This window comes from Serratia sp. PAMC26656 (assembly GCF_016469055.2).
In the GTDB taxonomy this organism is placed as follows: Bacteria; Pseudomonadota; Gammaproteobacteria; order Enterobacterales; family Enterobacteriaceae; genus Serratia; species Serratia plymuthica.
Genome location: NZ_CP150486.1, coordinates 3,133,982 through 3,152,356, shown reverse-complemented (window position 1 = coordinate 3,152,356; position 18,375 = coordinate 3,133,982). Strand labels below are relative to the sequence as shown.

Genomic DNA, 18,375 nt, shown 5'->3' with positions numbered 1-18,375 from the left:
TATAAGCTTTACCAGCACGGCATGACAGTCGGTCATGCTCAAGAATTCTGCAGGAGGGTAAATGATAGGTCGTCTCAGAGGATATATTCTGGAAAAGCAGCCGCCGCTGGTGTTACTGGAGGCAAACGGCGTGGGTTATGAAGTGCATATGCCCATGACCTGCTTTTATGAGCTGCCGGATCTGGGGCAAGAAGCCATCGTGTTTACCCAATTTGTGGTGCGCGAAGACGCGCAGCTGCTGTACGGCTTCAACGATAAACAAGAGCGCGCACTGTTCCGTGAGTTGGTTAAAGTGAACGGCGTGGGACCGAAACTGGCGCTGGCTATCCTGTCCGGGATGTCCGCACAGCAGTTTGTCAGCGCGGTAGAGCGTGAAGAGATCACCACATTGGTGAAATTGCCGGGCGTGGGCAAGAAAACCGCTGAGCGCCTGGTGGTCGAAATGAAAGACCGCTTTAAAGGGCTTAATGGCGATCTGTTCAATAACAGCAGCGAAATCACGCTGCCCGCTACGGCAACGCAGGCGGCCGAGCTGGATGCTGAAGCAGAAGCCGCTTCTGCGCTGGTGGCATTGGGCTATAAACCGCAGGAAGCCAGCCGCATGGTCAGCAAAATCGCCAAACCGGGCGCCGATTGCGAAACCCTGATCCGCGACGCGCTGCGCGCCGCCCTGTAAGGTTGATAAGGGATAGAGAATGATTGAAGCCGATCGCCTGATTTCTGCTGAGCCGATCAACGAAGAAGAAATTCTTGATCGCGCCATTCGACCAAAGCTGCTGACGGAATATGTCGGCCAGCCGCACGTGCGTGAGCAGATGGAAATCTTTATTCAGGCGGCCAAGCAGCGTGGCGACGCGCTGGACCATTTGCTGATCTTCGGCCCGCCAGGGCTGGGTAAAACCACGCTGGCGAACATCGTCGCCAATGAAATGGGCGTTAACCTGCGCACTACCTCCGGCCCGGTGTTGGAGAAGGCGGGCGATCTGGCGGCGATGCTGACCAACCTCGAGCCGCACGACGTCTTGTTTATCGATGAAATCCATCGGTTGTCGCCGGTGGTCGAAGAAGTGCTGTATCCGGCAATGGAAGATTACCAACTGGATATCATGATCGGCGAAGGCCCGGCTGCGCGTTCGATCAAACTCGATCTGCCGCCCTTTACTCTGGTGGGAGCTACCACCCGTGCCGGTTCTCTGACCTCGCCGCTGCGCGATCGCTTCGGCATTGTGCAGCGCCTGGAGTTCTATCAGGTCGCCGATTTGCAGCATATCGTTTCACGCAGTGCCAACTGCCTGGGGCTGGATCTCTCGGAAGAGGGCGCTCACCAGGTGGCTCGTCGGGCACGCGGAACGCCGCGTATCGCCAACCGCTTGCTGCGCAGGGTGCGCGATTTTGCCGAAGTCCGTGCCAACGGCGTGATCAATGGCGAAGTTGCGATGCAGGCGCTGGACATGCTGAACGTTGATGCCGAAGGTTTCGACTACATGGACCGCAAGCTGTTGCTGGCGATAATCGACAAGTTCATGGGCGGGCCGGTGGGCCTGGATAACCTGGCTGCGGCGATTGGCGAGGAGCGGGAAACCATCGAAGACGTTATTGAACCCTTCCTGATCCAACAGGGCTTTATCCAGCGAACCCCGCGTGGACGAATGGCGACCAATCATGCCTATAAACACTTTGGTATTGCGCGCGAAGAGTAAGCATTAAAAAGGGCCGCTGATGCGGCCCTTGTCACGTCTGTCGGCAGCCTGGAATCAGGCCTGCTGCTTCCTGAATAAACTCAGCACAAACAGCACCGCAGCGCTCAGCACCACCGAGGGGCCGGCCGGGGTATCGTAAAAGGCCGAGAAGGCCAGCCCGCCAGTGACGGCCAGAATACCTACCAGCACCGCATAACCGGCCATTTGCTCAGGTGTGCGGGCGAATCGGCGTGCCGTGGCCGCCGGTATAATCAGCAGTGAAGTGATGATCAGCGCGCCGACGAACTTCATCGCCAGACCAATGGTCAGAGCGGTGACCAGCATCAGCACGGTGCGCGCCCGCACCAGATTAACGCCGTCTACGTGCGCCAGCTCAGGACTGACGGTCATCGACAGCAGGTTGCGCCACTGCCACCACAGGATCAGCAGCACGATGCTGACGCCGATGCCAATCATCCAGATATCGGTAAAGGTGACAGACAACAGATCGCCAAACAGATAGGCCATCAGATCGACCCGCACGTTGGACATTAACGCCACTACCACCAGGCCCAGCGACAGCGCGCTGTGCGCCATAATACCGAGCAGGGTATCAACGGAAAGCTGCGGCCGACGCTCCAGCCACACCAGCACCAGAGCCAGCACCAGCGTTACGGCAATCACCGCATAGAAAGGGTTCACATCCAACAGCAGGCCGAAGGCCACACCCAGCAGTGAGGCGTGCGCCAAGGTATCGCCAAAGTAGGACATCCGGCGCCAGACAACAAATGAGCCTAGCGGACCTGCGGCCCCCGCCAACAACACCCCGGCCAGCCAGCCGGGTAATAACAGTTCGATCATGCCTCACGGCCCCCGGTTTTCTTCAACACAATTCGGCCTTGCAGGTCGTGACGGTGGTTATGGTGGTGGCGATAAACCGCCAGCTGTTCCGCTCCCCGGTTACCAAACATGGCGATAAATTCAGGGTGCATCGACACCACTTCCGGTGCGCCGGAACAGCAGATATGTTGGTTGAGGCACAGTACCTCATCGGTTTTCGCCATTACCAGATGCAGGTCATGGGAAACCATCAATACCGCGCAGCCCAGCTCTTTACGCAACTGATCGATCAGATCGTACAGCGCCAGTTGGCCATTGACGTCGACCCCCTGCGTCGGTTCATCCAGCACCAGCAACTGGGGCTTATTCAACAGCGCACGTGCCAGCAGCACCCGTTGGTTTTCGCCGCCGGAAAGCTTTTGCATCGGTTGATCGAGTAGATGGGCCGCCTGCACGCGTTTCAGCGCAGGCAGGATATCGGCCTTTTTGACGCCGGGTTTCAAGCGCATAAAACGGCTGACGGTAAGCGGCAGGGTGGCATCAAGGTGCAGTTTTTGCGGCACATAGCCGATGCGCAGGCCCGGCTCGCGTTCAAGCGTGCCTTGGGTTGGCGCAACGAGCCCCAGCACCACCCGCACCAGCGTAGATTTGCCCGCGCCGTTTGGGCCGAGCAGCGTCAGAATACGGCCCGGCTGGAGGCTGAGCGAAATATTCGACAGGACCTTGCGGCTACCAAAGGAGACGGTGATATTTTTTAGCGTTGTCAGTGTAGACATCTCGTGATTACATTTTGCAGAACTAACCGAATGTTATAATATCACGCCTCGCTGATGAAAACGACGGGATTACTGAGAATGGCACAGAAAAATAAATGGTTGCAACGCACGCTGCTGGCCAGCGCATTGATGATGGCCGGGCCGCTGAACAGCGCTTATGCCACGGTGGTGACTTCCATTCGTCCGCTGGGGTTTATCGCCTCTGCGATAGCCGACGGTGTGACGCCCACCGAGGTATTGCTGCCGGATGGGGCTTCGCCGCATGATTTCGCTCTGCGGCCTTCCGATATCCAGCGCCTGCGCGCCGCCGATTTGGTGGTGTGGGTAGGGCCGGACATGGAAGCCTTTCTGACCAAATCGCTCACCCCGGTATCGGCCAATCGTCAGTTGGCCATCAGTGAATTGAGCGGGGTAAAACCCCTGTTGATGAAGGGCGATGATGACGATCATGAGCATGAACATGCTGGGGATGCGCATAGCCATGCAGATCATGACGAAGATGATGGACATCATCACGGCGAATATAATATGCACGTCTGGTTATCCCCGGAAGTGGCAAAAGTGACCGCGATCGCGATTCACGACAGGTTATTGGAACTTATGCCGCAAAATAAGGACAAATTAGACGCAAACCTGCGCCAGTTCGAGAATCTGCTGACGCAAACTGACAAAAATGTTGGTAACATGCTTAGGCCTGTGCAAGGCAAGGGATATTTTGTTTTTCATGATGCTTACGGCTACTTTGAAAAACACTTCGGCTTGAGCCCACTGGGCCATTTTACCGTTAATCCCGAAATACAGCCTGGAGCACAGCGCCTACACCAAATTCGAACACAGTTGGTTGAGCAGAAAGCAGTCTGCGTTTTTGCTGAGCCACAATTCAGGCCGGCCGTAATCAATGCCGTTGCCAAGGGTACCAAAGTGCGTTCTGGAACGCTGGACCCGCTGGGCACCGGCATCGCACTGGGGAAAGACAGCTACGGGAACTTCCTGACTCAGCTGTCTAACCAGTACGTGAGCTGCCTGAAGTAAAGATTATGAGGAAAATATCGAGTGCAGCAGATAGTCCGAACTATCGCTCTGGCGTATAACAATCTGCCACGGCCCCATCGCGTCATGCTGGGGTCGCTGACAGTGGTTACACTGGCCGTTGCCGTTTGGCGGCCTTTTGTTTATCACCCAGAACATAACCCCATCGTTAAGAACATCGAGTTAGAATCCAGCCAGTTACGGTCCTTACTGCCAGAAGCCAGTGAGCCGATCGACCTTGACCAAGCCACTCCCGATGATGACATCCCACAGGATGAGCTGGACCAGAAGGTCGCTGGCGAAGATGGCGTGCATGAATATGTAGTTTCTACCGGCGATACGCTGGGCAGCATTCTGACCCAGTACGGCATAGATATGTCAGACGTCTCTCTGCTCGCATCGCAAAATCGCGACCTGCGTAATCTGAAGATTGGTCAGCAACTGTCGTGGACGGTAAATGATGCTGGCGATCTGCAACGTTTGACCTGGGAGGTTTCCCGGCGTGAAACCCGTACCTACGATCGCGTAGGCAATAGTTTCAAAGAAACTCAGGAAGCCCAGCAGGGTGAATGGCGTAATAACGTGATCAGCGGCCGCCTCAACGGGAGCTTCGTCAGCAGCGCCAGTGCTGCCGGCTTAAGCCGCGCTGAAATCAACGCGGTAATCAAAGCGCTGCAATGGCAGTTGGATTTCCGCAAACTGCGCAAGGGCGACCAATTCTCGGTATTGATGTCCCGCGAACACTTTGACGGCAAGAGCTCGCAAAGCCAGTTGCTGGGCGTACGCATGCGTTCCGGTGGCAAAGATTACTACGCCATCCGTGCTGAAGACGGCAAGTTCTACGATCGTCAGGGCTCCGGCCTGGCGCGCGGCTTTATGCGTTTCCCAACCATGAAACAGTTCCGCATCTCTTCAAACTTCAATCCGCGCCGGGTGAATCCGGTGACCGGGCGCATTGCGCCGCACAAAGGCGTCGACTTTGCGATGCCGGTTGGTACTCCGGTACTGGCGGTGGGTGACGGTGAAGTATTGATAGCCAAACGCAGCGGTGCCGCAGGCAACTATGTGGCGATCCGTCATGGCCGTCAGTACACCACACGTTATATGCACCTGAAAAAACTGTTGGTTAAGCCGGGACAGAAGGTCAAACGTGGCGACCGCATCGCGTTATCGGGTAACACCGGCCGTTCTACCGGGCCGCACCTGCATTTCGAAATGTGGACCAACCAACAGGCGGTCAACCCGTTGACGGCGAAACTGCCGCGTTCCGAAGGGTTGAGCGGTAAAGACCGCAGCGATTATCTGGCGCAGGTGAAGGAAGTGGTTCCTCAACTGCAGTTGGACTAATCCTTTTATTCGGGCGCACTGCCGCGCCAGTGATTCCATCGGCCTGATTGCGGGCCGATGCTGTTTTATATTGGCGCTTCGTCGTTGTTAATTGCAAAATCAGTCTTTGCAATTATGATTAGCCGAACCGCTAAGTTAAGAGCTTGTGCATGCAAAACGAGAAAAAATCGAACGTAGAGTTCATCCCGCAATTTCAAAAAGCTTTTTACCATCCACGCTACTGGGGCGTTTGGCTGGGAACCGGGTTGATGGCAGGCATCTCACTGATCCCTGCGCGCTTGCGCGATCCGGTGCTCGGTGCGGTTGGCAAACTGGTCGGCAAGGTGGCAAAAAGCGCCCGCCGCCGTGCGCGTATCAACCTGTTGTATTGCCTGCCGGAAGTGCCGGAAAACGAACGCGAGCACATTATTGACGAGATGTTTGCCACCGCGCCGCAATCAATGATTCTGATGGCGGAACTGGCCTGCACCAAACCGGAAAAAGTGCTGAAGCGTGTGCGTTGGCACGGCGAAGAGGTGCTGGATAAGATCCGCGAAGAAGGCCGCAACGTGATTTTCCTGGTGCCACACGGATGGGCGGTGGATGTACCCGCCATGCTGATGGCGGCACGTGGTCAGCCGATGGCGGCGATGTTTCACAACCAAAGTAACCCTTTGGTGGATTATCTGTGGAATGCGGTGCGCCGTAAGTTTGGCGGCCGAATGCATGCGCGCAACGACGGCATCAAGCCGTTTATCAGCTCGGTGCGTCAGGGTTATTGGGGCTATTATCTGCCCGATCAGGATCACGGCGCCGAACATAGCGAGTTCGTCGACTTTTTTGCTACCTACAAAGCGACGCTGCCCGCGGTGGGGCGCCTGATGAAGGTGTGCCGTGCGGCAATTGTGCCTTTGTTCCCGGTGTATGACGGCAAAACCAGCATGCTGGATATCTATATTCGCCCGCCGATGGATGATTTGGCCACGGCCGATGACCCCTATATTGCGCGTCGCATGAATGAAGAAGTGGAGAATTTGGTGGGGCCGAACCCAGAGCAATACACCTGGATCCTCAAACTGCTGAAAACGCGTAAAGAGGGGGAGATTGAACCCTATTCACGCGACGATTTGTATCGCTAAGCGGCACAGTCGCTTCCGGTCGTAAGGGCCAGCCATCGAAAGGGGGCTGGCCCTTTGTTTTTAATGCCTTATATATGCACCATACAACCCTGCGCCATCAATGGCTCCAGTACCGCCGGCATCTGAGCGAAGTTGTTCCAGCGCAAATCTAATCGTCGCAGGCGAGTCAATGCCGCCATGCTGTCCGGCAGCTCACTCAACCGGTTAGCGCGCAGGTCAAGCGTGGTGAGCGCCGTTAGTTGACCAAAACAGCCTGGCAGCTGCCGTAGCTGATTAGCGCGCAGATTGAGGTCGGTCAGGCTGGCTAAGTGACAGAATGCCGCAGGCAGCCTGCTGATGGCGTTATTCTCCACGTCCAGCACCGCCAGTTCAGACAATTGCGAGATCTCTTCCGGAAGCGTTTCCAGGCGATTATTCATCAGGTGCAGTTCCCGCAGCGCGCTCAACTGACCGATGGCGGTCGGCAACGCGGTAATCTGATTGTTATACAGTCTCAGTTCCTGCAGGCCGCTCAATTGAACAATAGCAGCCGGCAGTTCGCTCAGTAGGTTATCGGTCACGTTTAGATAGCGCAATTTATGCAAACGACCCAGCTCTATGGGGAGCGTGCTGAAAGCGTTGTCGCTCAGATAAAGATAGGTCAGTTCACTGAGTTGGCCGATGCTGGCAGGCACGCGCTCGGCTTTGTTGTGACCGCAATCCAGCATCGCCAGTTTTTGCCATTGGCCGAGATCTTCCGGCAGTTCATTGAGTTGGTTACAGGAGATATTCAGTACCTGCAGCGCACGATGCTGAAAGATTTGCGCCGGGAACTGGCGGAGGCGATTGTCGTATAGGCTGATTTTCAGCAATGCGTTGCCCTGCAGGCGGTCATCATCCAGGCTTTCCAGCCCTTGGCCGTCGAGATCCAATGCAAGCGAGCTGCAGTTTTGCTGTGGGTGTTGATGAAGCATCTTGGCTCTCCGTTTGCCTTAGCGGCGACTGGAGACGAGTTTATCAGGCGGAAAGGGCGGTGCGGGAAAAAATGCCGGCCGCGTTAACGGCCGGCGGCAAGCGGGGGTTATTCTACGCGCAGGATACGGCTGGTGTTGGTGGTGCCAACGGTTTCCATCACGTCGCCCTGCGTCACGATCACCAGATCGCCGGAAACCAGGAAACCTTTGTCGCGCAGGCGATTCACTGCGTCATTGGCCGCGATGACGCCGTCGTTATGACTGTCGAAGTAAACCGGCGTAACGCCGCGATACAGCGCCGTCAGGTTCAGCGTGTGCTCATGACGTGACATGGCGAAGATCGGCAGTCCGGAGCTGATACGTGACATCATCAGCGCAGTGCGGCCCGATTCTGTCATGGCGATCAGTGCGGTCACGCCTTTCAGGTGGTTGGCAGCGTACATTGAAGACATGGCGATGGCTTCTTCGATGTTGTCGAACTGTACGTCCAAACGGTGTTTGGAGACGTTGATGCTTGGAATTTTTTCAGCGCCCAGACAAACACGCGCCATCGCCGCCACGGTCTCCGCCGGGTACTGGCCCGCAGCGGTTTCGGCAGACAGCATTACGGCATCGGTGCCATCCAGCACGGCGTTCGCCACGTCCATGACTTCGGCGCGGGTTGGCATCGGGTTGGTGATCATCGATTCCATCATCTGGGTCGCGGTAATGACGGCGCGGTTCAGCGTGCGGGCACGACGGATCAGTTTTTTCTGAATGCCGACCAGTTCCGGATCGCCGATTTCAACGCCCAGGTCACCACGGGCGACCATCACCACGTCGGAAGCCAGGATGATGTCATCCATTGCTTCATCGCTGCATACCGCTTCAGCGCGTTCAACTTTAGACACGATCTTGGCGTTGCAGCCTGCATCGCGCGCCAGACGGCGTGCGTAGTTCAAATCTTCGCCGGTACGTGGGAAGGAGACCGCCAGATAGTCGACGCCGATTTTTGCCGCGGTAATGATATCGGCTTTATCTTTCTCGGTCAGGGCTTCTGCGGACAGGCCGCCGCCCAGTTTGTTGATGCCTTTGTTGTTGGACAGCGGGCCGCCAACGGTCACTTCGGTAAACACTTTCATGCCCTGAACTTCGAGCACTTTCAACTGTACGCGGCCATCGTCCAGCAGCAGTACGTCGCCCGGCACCACGTCGGCAGGCAGGCCTTTATAGTCGATACCGACTTTTTCTTTATCGCCTTCGCCTTTTGACATGTTGGCATCGAGCAGAAATTTGTCACCTATATTGAGGAAGATTTTGCCTTCCTTAAAGGTGGAAACACGGATTTTTGGCCCTTGCAGGTCGCCCAGAATCGCGACGTGACGCCCCAGTTTGGCAGCGATTTCGCGCACTTTATCTGCGCGAGCCTGGTGATCTTCCGCGCTGCCATGAGAAAAGTTGAGCCGAACCACGTTAGCGCCGGCAGCAATGATCTTTTCAAGATTATTGTCGCGGTCAGTAGCCGGGCCTAGTGTGGTAACAATTTTGGTTCTTCTGAGCCGTCTGGACATGTATTACTCCGTTGACTGGTGAAGCAAAGTATTGGTGTTGCGATAACGTCGGATAACGAAACCAAGAGTGAAATGTAATTTTACTACACTGATGTTTCACCCGGGTTACCCGCATGAGCGTTTTACAGGTACTGCCTCTAAGACTGCCGTTCAAACTTTTCGGCAGGTTTTTTTACATCGGTTACGAGTCGAAATTATTCGGGATAACCGCACCCTTATCAAAGCGCGATTCTTTTAACGCTTCCTTGACCCGCTTCAAGTTATCTCTGAATTTAGCCCCTCTGCGCAAGGTAAATCCGGTAGCCAGAACGTCGATGAGCGTTAATTGCGCAATTCGGGACACCATCGGCATATAAACGTCAGTGTCTTCCGGCACATCGAGCAGCAGAGACAGCGTCGCCGCATGGGCGAGGGGGGTATCGCGTGAGGTGATGGCGATCACCGTGGCGTCGTTTTCGCGCGCCAGTTGCGCCATTTCAACCAGGTTTTTGGTGCGGCCGGTGTGGGAAATTAATACCACGACGTCGCCTTCGCTGGAGTTCATGCATCCCATGCGTTGCATGACGATGTCATCGAAGTAGACCACCGGGATATTAAAACGGAAAAATTTGTTCATCGCGTCGTGGGCGACTGCCGCCGACGCGCCCAAACCAAAGAAAGAGATCTTTTTTGCCTGCGTGAGCAGGTCAACCGCACGATTGATTGCGGCAATATCCAAATTTGCCTTTACTGTATCCAGGCAGGCCATCACCGATTCGAATATTTTACCGGTGTAGGAATCCACACTGTCATCTTCCTCCACGTTACGATTTACGTAAGGGGTGCCGTTGGCCAGGCTTTGCGCCAGATGCAGCTTAAAATCGGGGAAGCCCTTGGTATCGAGACGGCGACAAAAACGGTTGACGGTGGGTTCGCTGACGTCCGCCATTTTGGCCAGCGTGGCGATACTGGAGTGAATGGCGGTTTGTGGGGAGGCAAGGATCACCTCGGCGACTTTCCTTTCAGATTTGCTCAGGAGCTCCAGATGGCTCTGGATTTTTTCCAGCGTATTCATATAACGAGAGTCACTCATGGTTTTATACCCGCAGTCTTTCAAGCTGCCACTTGGAATCCATCGGATATGTCGATTTCAATCAAAGGAGAAATCAATGCCGGTTTAATGAAAATATACTACGTGCCGGTAACCGTTGGCAGTCTCGACAGAGGGTATGCAGACTTTTTTCATCAGAACATGACCTGTGTCTAACTTTCATAATGGTAAAAGAGCGTCAAAAAAGACAGAAAATTACAGTTTTTAGTTTCGTCAACGGCGTTTACGCCCGATCACGCTTAACACTGGAGTTTCTGGGGCTTTTTTTCTGCTTTTGATCTGGGTTTACTGGCCGTAGTCAAAGAGAGTACATTAGTAATGTAAGAAAATTACAAATATCCTGCAACGAGGAGATGAACATGGCGGTAACCTCTACAGCCCAGGCGTGTGACCTGGTTATTTTCGGCGCGAAAGGCGATTTGGCGCGTCGTAAGCTGCTGCCTTCCCTGTACCAGTTAGAAAAAGCCGGCCATATCCACCCGGAAACCCGGATTATCGGCGTTGGCCGTGCGGAGTGGGATAAAGAAGCCTATATCAAGGTAGTCAAGGAAGCGCTTGGCACCTTTATGAAAGAAACGCTGGATGACGAACTCTGGGCCACGCTGAGCGCGCGCCTGGATTTCTGCAACCTGGATGTGAACGACAGCAAAAACTTTACCAAACTGGGTAAAATGCTGGACCAGAAGCATCGCACTACCATCAACTACTTCGCCATGCCGCCAAGCACCTTTGGCGCGATCTGCAAAGGGTTGGGCGAGGCAAAACTGAATCACGACCCGGCGCGCGTTGTGATGGAGAAACCGTTGGGCACCGATCTGGCGTCTTCCCGCGTGATCAACGATCAAGTGGCGGAATTCTTCAACGAGTCCCAGGTTTACCGTATTGACCACTACCTCGGTAAAGAGACGGTACTGAACCTGCTGGCGCTGCGTTTTGCCAACTCGCTGTTTGCCTCCAATTGGGACAACCGCACTATCGATTCCGTACAGATCACCGTGGCGGAAGAGGTGGGCATCGAAGGGCGCTGGGGCTACTTTGACCAGGCCGGCCAGATGCGCGACATGATCCAGAACCACCTGCTGCAAATTCTGACCATGATTGCCATGTCGCCGCCGGCGGATCTGACCACCGATCGCATTCGTGACGAGAAAGTGAAGGTGCTGCGCTCGCTGCGCCGTATTAATCAGACCAATGTGCGTGAAACCACGGTGCGCGGCCAATACACCGCCGGTTTTGTGCAGGGTAAAAAAGTGCCGGGCTATCTGGAAGAGGAAGGGGCGAACAAAAGCAGCAACACCGAAACCTTCGTCTCAATCCGCGTGGATATCGACAACTGGCAGTGGGCCGGCGTGCCGTTCTACCTGCGTACCGGTAAACGCCTGCCGACCAAATGTTCTGAAGTGGTGGTTTACTTCAAGAACCCGCCGTTGAACCTGTTCAGCGACTCTTACCAGCAACTGCCGCAGAACAAGTTGACCATTCGTCTGCAACCGGATGAAGGTATCGAGATCCAGGTGCTGAACAAGGTGCCGGGGTTGGATCACAAGCACCGTCTGCAAACCACCAAGCTGGATCTGAGCTTCTCGGAAACCTTTAACCAGGAGCACGTGGCAGACGCCTACGAGCGTTTGTTGCTGGAGACCATGCGCGGTATTCAGGCGCTGTTCGTGCGCCGTGACGAGGTGGAAGAAGCCTGGAAATGGGTAGACTCCATCATGGACGCCTGGAAAGCGGACAACGAAGCGCCGAAGCCTTACCAGTCTGGTACCTGGGGCCCGGTAGCTTCGGTCGCGATGATCACCCGCGATGGCCGTTCCTGGAACGAGTTCGAGTAACGACGCCGCCGGCAGCTTATCTGCCGGCATTTTTTTGCCCGCAGATAAGCGGGATAGCAACCTCACTTAGGGTACGGCCGGACGCCCGCATACACTTGCGGAGCCCTGTGGCAGGGGCGTGCCATTTATAAACCGTAAGTAGTGGAGAAGTAATAATGAAAAACTGGAAAACCAGCGCAGAACAGATCCTGACTGCAGGCCCGGTGGTTCCGGTCATTGTGATCAATAAACTGGAACATGCGGTGCCGCTGGCCAGGGCGCTGGTCGCCGGTGGCGTTCGCGTGCTGGAGGTGACATTACGCACCGCCTGCGCCATGGAGGCGATCCGCGCCATTGCCAAAGAAGTGCCGGAGGCGATTATCGGCGCAGGTACGGTAATTAACCCCCAGCAGTTGCAAGAAGTGACCGAGGCCGGTGCGCAATTCGCTATCAGCCCAGGCCTTACCGAGGCGTTGCTGAAAGCCGCTACCGCAGGGACGATTCCGTTAATTCCGGGCATCAGCACCGTTTCAGAACTGATGCTGGGCATGGATTACGGCCTGGGCGAGTTCAAGTTCTTCCCGGCAGAAGCCAACGGCGGCGTGAAGGCGTTGCAGGCGATCGGCGGCCCGTTCCCGCAGGTGCGTTTCTGTCCGACCGGCGGTATCACGCCGAATAACTACCGCGATTATCTGGCGTTGAAAAGCGTGCTGTGCATCGGTGGATCCTGGTTGGTGCCAGCCGACGCTTTGGAGAGCGGCGACTACGAACGCATTAGCGAATTGGCGCGCAGCGCCGTCAAGGGTGCGGCTTTGTAACTCGCTCCGAGCCTGGGTTTGGCGATTGTTTGCCCACTCGTGACGTCATCAAGGTTCAACGGCTCGTTGAACCTTTTTTTATTTTTAAAATGCTTAACTTTCTTATTTTTAACCCGTTTTTTTATGATTTTTGTGAAAACGGCAATTTGCTTTCTTATTTTGGCTATGGTACAAATATCTCAGTTGAAAATTTTACTTTTAAGAGGATATTGGGCAAATCGCACGGTGTGCGGCTGAGAATAGAGAATAATTATGATGAAACTTAATGGAATTACCCTCAGAACCTCTACTTGCCAGCTTTTCCTGTCTGCCATCCTTGCCAGTGAGCATCACTGGTGCAGTGAGCTATAGCGTCTTTCTCCCTTAACCGGTGCTGGTGACAGGCTCAGTCCTTCGTCATTCCGCGTAGCCGGGCAAACATTTTTATTACGTTTGGGTCAGTTTATCCCCAGGGATCTCTGTGTCGTCCGCGTCTTACTGCGCCTGTCCGACGAGATAAATCGGGATAAATACGCCTTAGCGTGCGTTATTCGCCGTTTGGGAGAAAAATTATGATTTATTGGATCTTTTTAGGCTTGGCTATCGTGGCCGAAATTATCGGTACCCTGTCAATGAAATACGCCAGCATCAGCGGCGGCATGACCGGGCATATTGTGATGTACGTGATGATCACTGCTTCTTACGTAATGTTGTCGCTGGCGATAAAACGCGTCGCCCTTGGCGTGGCTTATGCGCTGTGGGAAGGTATCGGTATCCTGTTTATTACGCTGTTCAGCGTGTTGTGGTTTGATGAGCCGATCTCTGCGTTGAAAGTGTTGGGTCTGGTGACGCTGATTGCCGGCATCCTTCTGGTGAAATCCGGTACCCGCAAGGGTCGAAAACAGGTCAGCCCGCGAGGTGACAACCATGCAACAGCTTGAGTTGTACCACATCGGGTTTCTGGCGCTGGCGATCGTCCTGGAAATTGTCGCCAACATCTTTCTGAAAATGTCGGACGGCTTCCGTAAAGTGTGGATGGGTCTGCTGTCTCTGCTGTCGGTGCTGGGCGCGTTCAGTGCGCTGGCGCAGGCGGTGAAGGGGATTGATCTGTCGGTGGCCTATGCGCTCTGGGGCGGTTTCGGTATTGCCGCGACCATCGCCGCCGGTTGGATCCTGTTCGGCCAACGGCTCAATGCCAAGGGCTGGATTGGCCTGGCGCTGTTGTTGGTGGGAATGGTGATTATCAAACTGGCTTAATCAGCGCGCAGAATGACAACATAAAAACCGCAGGGGGTAACTCCCTGCGGTTTTTTGTTTACAGCGCGGCGATAATCTTGATTTCAACCTTGTACTTCGGGTTCATCAATTTGGCCTGCACGGTGCAGCGTACCGGTGCACTGCCTGCAACCACCCAAGCATCCCAGGCGGTGTTCATCGCGGCGAAGTCCGCGGCGTCTGCCAGGAAAATAGTGGCGTCCAATACCCGGCTCTTGTCCGAGCCAACGCGGGCCAGCAGCACGTCAATGGCCGCCAGGGTGTTTGCCGTCTGTGCGGTGGCGTCGTCATCCAGGTTTTCCGGCACGCTGGTGTAATAGACGGTGTCGTTGTGAACCACGGCTTCGGACCAGCGTTGGTCGGGATCAATGCGTTCGATGTTCATTCAGTTATCTCCATATCATCATCACCTTAAGGGTAACACAGCCGTCGGCAGAAATACGTGACGATAAATCCGTCGTCTTTCAAGCTGCAGTGCGGCTTGGAAGCCATAGGGTAAAAGTCTGTGGTAGCCGTGCGGCAGGATTGGCATAATCACCGCTGAATTACACTGGCAGAGAGATAGCGTGACGGACGATTTCGCAACAGACGGCGCACTGGCGCAGGCAATCAAGGGTTTCAAACCGCGCGAAGCTCAGCGGCAGATGGCGGAAGCGGTCACCGAGGCCATTAATTTCAAACAGGAACTGGTGGTTGAAGCGGGCACCGGTACCGGTAAAACCTTCGCCTATTTGGTGCCGGCGCTGCGTGCCGATCGCAAAGTGATTATTTCCACCGGTTCAAAAGCCTTGCAGGACCAGCTTTATGCGCGCGATCTGCCTACCGTCGCCAAAGCGCTCAAGTACAAAGGCAAGATGGCGCTGTTGAAAGGGCGTTCCAACTACCTGTGTCTGGAGCGTCTGGAGCAACAATCGATGGCCGGCGGTGAGCTGGCCGGACAGACGCTTATCGATCTGGTCCATTTGCGCAAATGGTCATCATTGACCAAAGAGGGCGACATCAGCAGTTGCAGCGACGTGGCGGAAGACAGTTTTATCTGGCCGCTGGTGACCAGCACCAACGACAACTGCCTGGGCAGCGACTGCCCGCTGTATAAAGATTGCTTTGTGGTCAAGGCTCGCCGTCGTGCCATGGATGCTGACGTTATCGTGGTGAACCATCATCTGTTTCTGGCGGATATGGTGGTGAAAGAGGGCGGATTTGCCGAGTTAATCCCCGAGGCTGACGTGATGATTTTCGACGAAGCCCATCAGATCCCCGACATCGCTAGTCAGTATTTCGGCAAGCAGCTGACCAGCCGCCAACTGTTGGATCTGGCTAAAGATATTACCATTGCCTACCGTACCGAAGTGCGTGACGCTGCACAGTTGCAAAAAAGCGCCGATCGCCTCAGCCAGAGTACCCAGGATTTCCGTTTGATGTTGGGGGAGCCGGGTTTTCGCGGCAACCTGCGCGACGTGCTTGGTCAACCGAACGTGCAGCGCGCCCTGCTGCTGCTCGATGACGCGTTGGAGCTGTGCTACGACGTGGTTAAACTGTCCCTTGGCCGCTCGGCCTTGCTGGACGCCGCCTTCGAGCGCGCCACGCTGTATCGCGCACGCCTCAAACGATTGAAAGAGGTCAACGAGCCGGGCTTCAGCTACTGGTATGAATGCAATTCACGCCATTTCGTGCTGGCATTGACGCCGCTGACGGTGGCGGATCGTTTTCGTGAGCTGTTGGATGAGAAACCGGGCAGTTGGATTTTTACCTCGGCAACGCTGTCGGTCAACGAACAGATGGGGCATTTTACCGAGCGGTTGGGCCTGACCAAAGCCAAAACCTTGTTGTTGGCCAGCCCGTTCGACTACGCCAACCAGGCGTTGCTGTGCGTGCCGCGTTTTCTGCCTTCGCCGAATCAGCCCGGCGGCGCCCGCCAGTTGGCGCGCATGCTGCGGCCGCTGATTGAAGCCAATAACGGCCGCTGTTTCTTCCTTTGCACTTCGCACCAGATGATGCGCGAACTGGCGGAGGAGTTCCGTGCCACCATGACGCTGCCGGTACTGTTGCAAGGGGAAACCAGTAAAGGCCAACTGTTGGCGCAGTTTGTCGAGGCCGGCAACGCGTTGTTGGTGGCGACCAGCAGTTTCTGGGAAGGGGTTGACGTGCGCGGTGACGCTTTGTCGTGCGTGATCATCGACAAGCTGCCGTTTACCTCGCCCGACGATCCGCTGTTGAAGGCGCGAATTGAAGATTGCCGGCTGCGTGGCGGCGATCCGTTCAACGACGTGCAATTGCCGGATGCGGTCATTACCCTGAAGCAGGGCGTCGGACGCCTGATCCGCGATACTGACGATCGCGGTGTGCTGGTGATCTGCGATAACCGTCTGGTGATGCGGCCTTATGGCGAGGTGTTCCTCAATAGCCTGCCGCCGACACCGCGCACCCGGGATATCGCGCAGGCGATTGCCTTCCTGCAAGCTGAACGTTAGCGGATAGGCGCGGACACGGGGCTGTGCTACAATGCGCGCCCTGTTTTTTCCCGCCAGAGGTTGGTATGTCCACGCGAATTTTAGCGATCGATACGGCGACGGAAGCCTGTTCCGTTGCCATCTGGAATCAAGGCGAAACCCACGCCCTGTTTGAGCTGTGCCCACGTGAGCATACGCAACGCATTTTACCGATGGTGCAGCAAGTGCTGGCGGAATCCGGTTTAACCCTTAATCAACTCGACGCGCTGGCTTTTGGCCGCGGGCCCGGCAGCTTTACCGGCGTACGTATCGGTATCGGCATCGCGCAAGGGCTTGCGCTGGGAGCCGAGTTGCCAATGCTGGGCATTTCAACGTTGCAAACCATGGCTCAAGGTGCCTGGCGCGTTAGCGGCGCCGATCGAGTGTTGGCGGCGATTGATGCGCGAATGGGTGAGGTCTACTGGGGTCAGTTTGAGCGCGGGCAAGATGGCATTTGGCTGGAAAGCGAAGGTGAAGCGGTGCTTTCGCCACAGCAAGCGCTGGAACGCGCGCAAGGCCTGCAAGGCAACTGGGCGCATGTGGGCACCGGCTGGCAAACGTACCCGGACCTGATTGCCGGCTCTTCTCTGGGCCTGCGCGACGGGCAAATGCTGCTGCCGCAAGCGGAAGACATGTTGCCGCTTGCGTTGCATGCCTGGCAGCAAGGGCTGGCGGTGGCGGTAGAAAATGCCGAACCGACTTACCTGCGCAACGAAGTCACCTGGAAAAAACTGCCTGGGCGCGAATAACGACAACCTATTGTGCAGCGGTTGAATCCGGGCTATGAATGAACTGCAACTTGCTCAGCGATTTGATGTCAAAGTTACAGCCATTTCAGGAGATTGCGACGATGTTAACCCGCACTGTAAGTAAAAAAATGTCGCTGCTGGCCATGGCCGGCGGCGCGCTGGCGTTGTCAGGCTGCGTAACCGTGCCGGATGCGATCAAAGGCAGTACGGCGACGCCGGTGCAGCAGTTGTCTTCGGTGCAAAATGCGCCGAACCTGTTTGCCGGAGCTGAAGCCCGCTTTGGCGGTACCGTAGTGAACGTCGCTAACGAGCAGGGACGCACGGTGCTCGAGATCGCGGCGGTACCGCTCGATTCTGGCGCCCGGCCGATTCTGGGCGAGCCATCACGGGGCCGCTTGCTGGCCACGGTCAACGGTTTCCTCGAACCGGTCGATTTTAAAGGTCAGTTGGTTACCGTTGTCGGGCCAATCACCGGCGTGAAAGAAGGCAAAATCGGCATGACGCCGTACAAGTTTGTAACGATGAACGCCACCGGTTACAAGCGCTGGCGCCTGACCCAGCAGGTGATGATGCCACCGGCGCCGATGGGGCCATGGGGCTGGCGCAGCGGCACCTGGGGCCCGGGTTGGGGCGTAGGATACGGCTGGTACAATCCTGGACCTACGCAGATACAAACCATCGTTACCGAATAGGTTTTTGCTTGCAGTTAACACATTTTAATAGGGCGGCTCCGGCCGCCTTTTCCTTTTGGCACAGGGAAATACCGCCAATTAGTGATGTACATCGCAACCTGAATAATGTTTAAAACCCAAACTGGTCTGCTGAGTTAAAATATTGTTATGGTTTGGCTGCGTGTTAGGGGCTGCGAT

The 18,375-nt window shown here is 55.6% G+C and carries 18 protein-coding genes; 12 read left to right on the top strand and 6 right to left on the bottom strand.

Features of this window, described 5'->3' with window-relative positions; genetic code table 11:
• Nucleotides 1–61 precede the first annotated feature (61 nt).
• Nucleotides 62–676 carry a Holliday junction branch migration protein RuvA gene (gene ruvA / locus JEM67_RS15835; protein ID WP_013813330.1) on the top strand — a complete coding sequence of 205 codons (615 nt, stop codon included), beginning with the start codon at nucleotides 62–64 and terminating at the stop codon, nucleotides 674–676.
• Nucleotides 677–695: 19 nt separating this feature from the next.
• The gene (gene ruvB, locus JEM67_RS15830; RefSeq protein ID WP_013813329.1) at nucleotides 696–1,700 is read left to right on the top strand and encodes a Holliday junction branch migration DNA helicase RuvB; all 1,005 of its coding nucleotides are present in this window, start codon (nucleotides 696–698) and stop codon (nucleotides 1,698–1,700) included.
• Nucleotides 1,701–1,754: 54 nt separating this feature from the next.
• Here ruvB and znuB read toward each other — a convergent pair whose 3' ends face one another.
• Complete coding sequence (znuB, locus tag JEM67_RS15825) at nucleotides 1,755–2,540, bottom strand: zinc ABC transporter permease subunit ZnuB (protein WP_199636087.1); 786 nt, start codon at nucleotides 2,538–2,540, stop codon at nucleotides 1,755–1,757.
• Entirely contained in the window at nucleotides 2,537–3,295 is a 759-nt protein-coding gene (gene znuC, locus JEM67_RS15820) for a zinc ABC transporter ATP-binding protein ZnuC (RefSeq protein WP_013813327.1), read from the bottom strand. Before znuC ends, znuB begins: the two co-directional genes overlap by 4 nt.
• A 78-nt stretch (nucleotides 3,296–3,373) precedes the next feature.
• Here znuC and znuA point away from each other — a divergent pair, with 78 nt between their 5' ends.
• The 3 genes from znuA (at nucleotide 3,374) to lpxM (ending at nucleotide 6,789) form a co-directional block, all read left to right on the top strand.
• Nucleotides 3,374–4,327 (top strand): zinc ABC transporter substrate-binding protein ZnuA, encoded by a 954-nt coding sequence (gene znuA / locus JEM67_RS15815; RefSeq protein ID WP_199636086.1) that lies wholly within the window; start codon nucleotides 3,374–3,376, stop codon nucleotides 4,325–4,327.
• A 21-nt stretch (nucleotides 4,328–4,348) separates the two neighbouring features.
• Entirely contained in the window at nucleotides 4,349–5,671 is a 1,323-nt protein-coding gene (gene mepM / locus JEM67_RS15810; protein WP_013813325.1) for a murein DD-endopeptidase MepM, read from the top strand.
• 149 nt (nucleotides 5,672–5,820) lie between these two features.
• Nucleotides 5,821–6,789, top strand: a complete 969-nt coding sequence (gene lpxM / locus JEM67_RS15805) for a lauroyl-Kdo(2)-lipid IV(A) myristoyltransferase (RefSeq protein WP_199636085.1) — start codon at nucleotides 5,821–5,823, stop codon at nucleotides 6,787–6,789.
• A 68-nt stretch (nucleotides 6,790–6,857) separates the two neighbouring features.
• Here the strand turns inward: lpxM and JEM67_RS15800 are convergent, their stop codons facing one another.
• The 3 genes from JEM67_RS15800 to JEM67_RS15790 all read right to left on the bottom strand — a co-directional run bounded on the left by JEM67_RS15800 (nucleotide 6,858) and on the right by JEM67_RS15790 (nucleotide 10,346).
• Nucleotides 6,858–7,742 (bottom strand): leucine-rich repeat domain-containing protein, encoded by an 885-nt coding sequence (locus JEM67_RS15800; RefSeq protein ID WP_199636084.1) that lies wholly within the window; start codon nucleotides 7,740–7,742, stop codon nucleotides 6,858–6,860.
• 107 nt (nucleotides 7,743–7,849) lie between these two features.
• A complete protein-coding gene (gene pyk / locus JEM67_RS15795) occupies nucleotides 7,850–9,292 on the bottom strand; it encodes a pyruvate kinase (protein WP_013813322.1) in 1,443 nt (480 codons plus the stop codon).
• Nucleotides 9,293–9,473: 181 nt separating this feature from the next.
• A complete protein-coding gene (locus JEM67_RS15790) occupies nucleotides 9,474–10,346 on the bottom strand; it encodes a MurR/RpiR family transcriptional regulator (protein WP_006325867.1) in 873 nt (290 codons plus the stop codon).
• A 395-nt stretch (nucleotides 10,347–10,741) separates the two neighbouring features.
• Here JEM67_RS15790 and zwf point away from each other — a divergent pair, with 395 nt between their 5' ends.
• From zwf to mdtI, 4 genes are all read left to right on the top strand, one after another.
• Nucleotides 10,742–12,217 (top strand): glucose-6-phosphate dehydrogenase, encoded by a 1,476-nt coding sequence (zwf, locus tag JEM67_RS15785; protein WP_199636083.1) that lies wholly within the window; start codon nucleotides 10,742–10,744, stop codon nucleotides 12,215–12,217.
• 155 nt (nucleotides 12,218–12,372) lie between these two features.
• Nucleotides 12,373–13,014 (top strand): bifunctional 4-hydroxy-2-oxoglutarate aldolase/2-dehydro-3-deoxy-phosphogluconate aldolase, encoded by a 642-nt coding sequence (locus JEM67_RS15780; RefSeq protein WP_199636082.1) that lies wholly within the window; start codon nucleotides 12,373–12,375, stop codon nucleotides 13,012–13,014.
• A 551-nt stretch (nucleotides 13,015–13,565) separates the two neighbouring features.
• On the top strand, nucleotides 13,566–13,934 hold the full coding sequence (mdtJ, locus tag JEM67_RS15775; RefSeq protein WP_199636081.1) for a multidrug/spermidine efflux SMR transporter subunit MdtJ: 369 nt from the start codon (nucleotides 13,566–13,568) through the stop codon (nucleotides 13,932–13,934).
• Nucleotides 13,921–14,250, top strand: coding sequence for a multidrug/spermidine efflux SMR transporter subunit MdtI (mdtI, locus tag JEM67_RS15770; RefSeq protein WP_013813318.1), 330 nt, complete (start codon nucleotides 13,921–13,923; stop codon nucleotides 14,248–14,250). Before mdtJ ends, mdtI begins: the two co-directional genes overlap by 14 nt.
• Before the next feature lie 58 nt (nucleotides 14,251–14,308).
• On the opposite strand, the gene JEM67_RS15765 is transcribed toward mdtI, so the two are convergent.
• Nucleotides 14,309–14,653 (bottom strand): RidA family protein, encoded by a 345-nt coding sequence (locus JEM67_RS15765; RefSeq protein ID WP_013813317.1) that lies wholly within the window; start codon nucleotides 14,651–14,653, stop codon nucleotides 14,309–14,311.
• A gap of 181 nt (nucleotides 14,654–14,834) precedes the next feature.
• On the opposite strand from JEM67_RS15765, the gene JEM67_RS15760 reads away from it, so the two are divergent.
• The 3 genes from JEM67_RS15760 to JEM67_RS15750 all read left to right on the top strand — a co-directional run bounded on the left by JEM67_RS15760 (nucleotide 14,835) and on the right by JEM67_RS15750 (nucleotide 18,198).
• On the top strand, nucleotides 14,835–16,739 hold the full coding sequence (locus tag JEM67_RS15760; protein ID WP_004945486.1) for an ATP-dependent DNA helicase: 1,905 nt from the start codon (nucleotides 14,835–14,837) through the stop codon (nucleotides 16,737–16,739).
• Between the two features lie 65 nt (nucleotides 16,740–16,804).
• The gene (tsaB, locus tag JEM67_RS15755) at nucleotides 16,805–17,506 is read left to right on the top strand and encodes a tRNA (adenosine(37)-N6)-threonylcarbamoyltransferase complex dimerization subunit type 1 TsaB (protein WP_199636080.1); all 702 of its coding nucleotides are present in this window, start codon (nucleotides 16,805–16,807) and stop codon (nucleotides 17,504–17,506) included.
• A gap of 101 nt (nucleotides 17,507–17,607) precedes the next feature.
• Nucleotides 17,608–18,198 (top strand): Slp family lipoprotein, encoded by a 591-nt coding sequence (locus JEM67_RS15750; protein ID WP_013813314.1) that lies wholly within the window; start codon nucleotides 17,608–17,610, stop codon nucleotides 18,196–18,198.
• The last annotated feature ends 177 nt before the right edge of the window (nucleotides 18,199–18,375 follow it).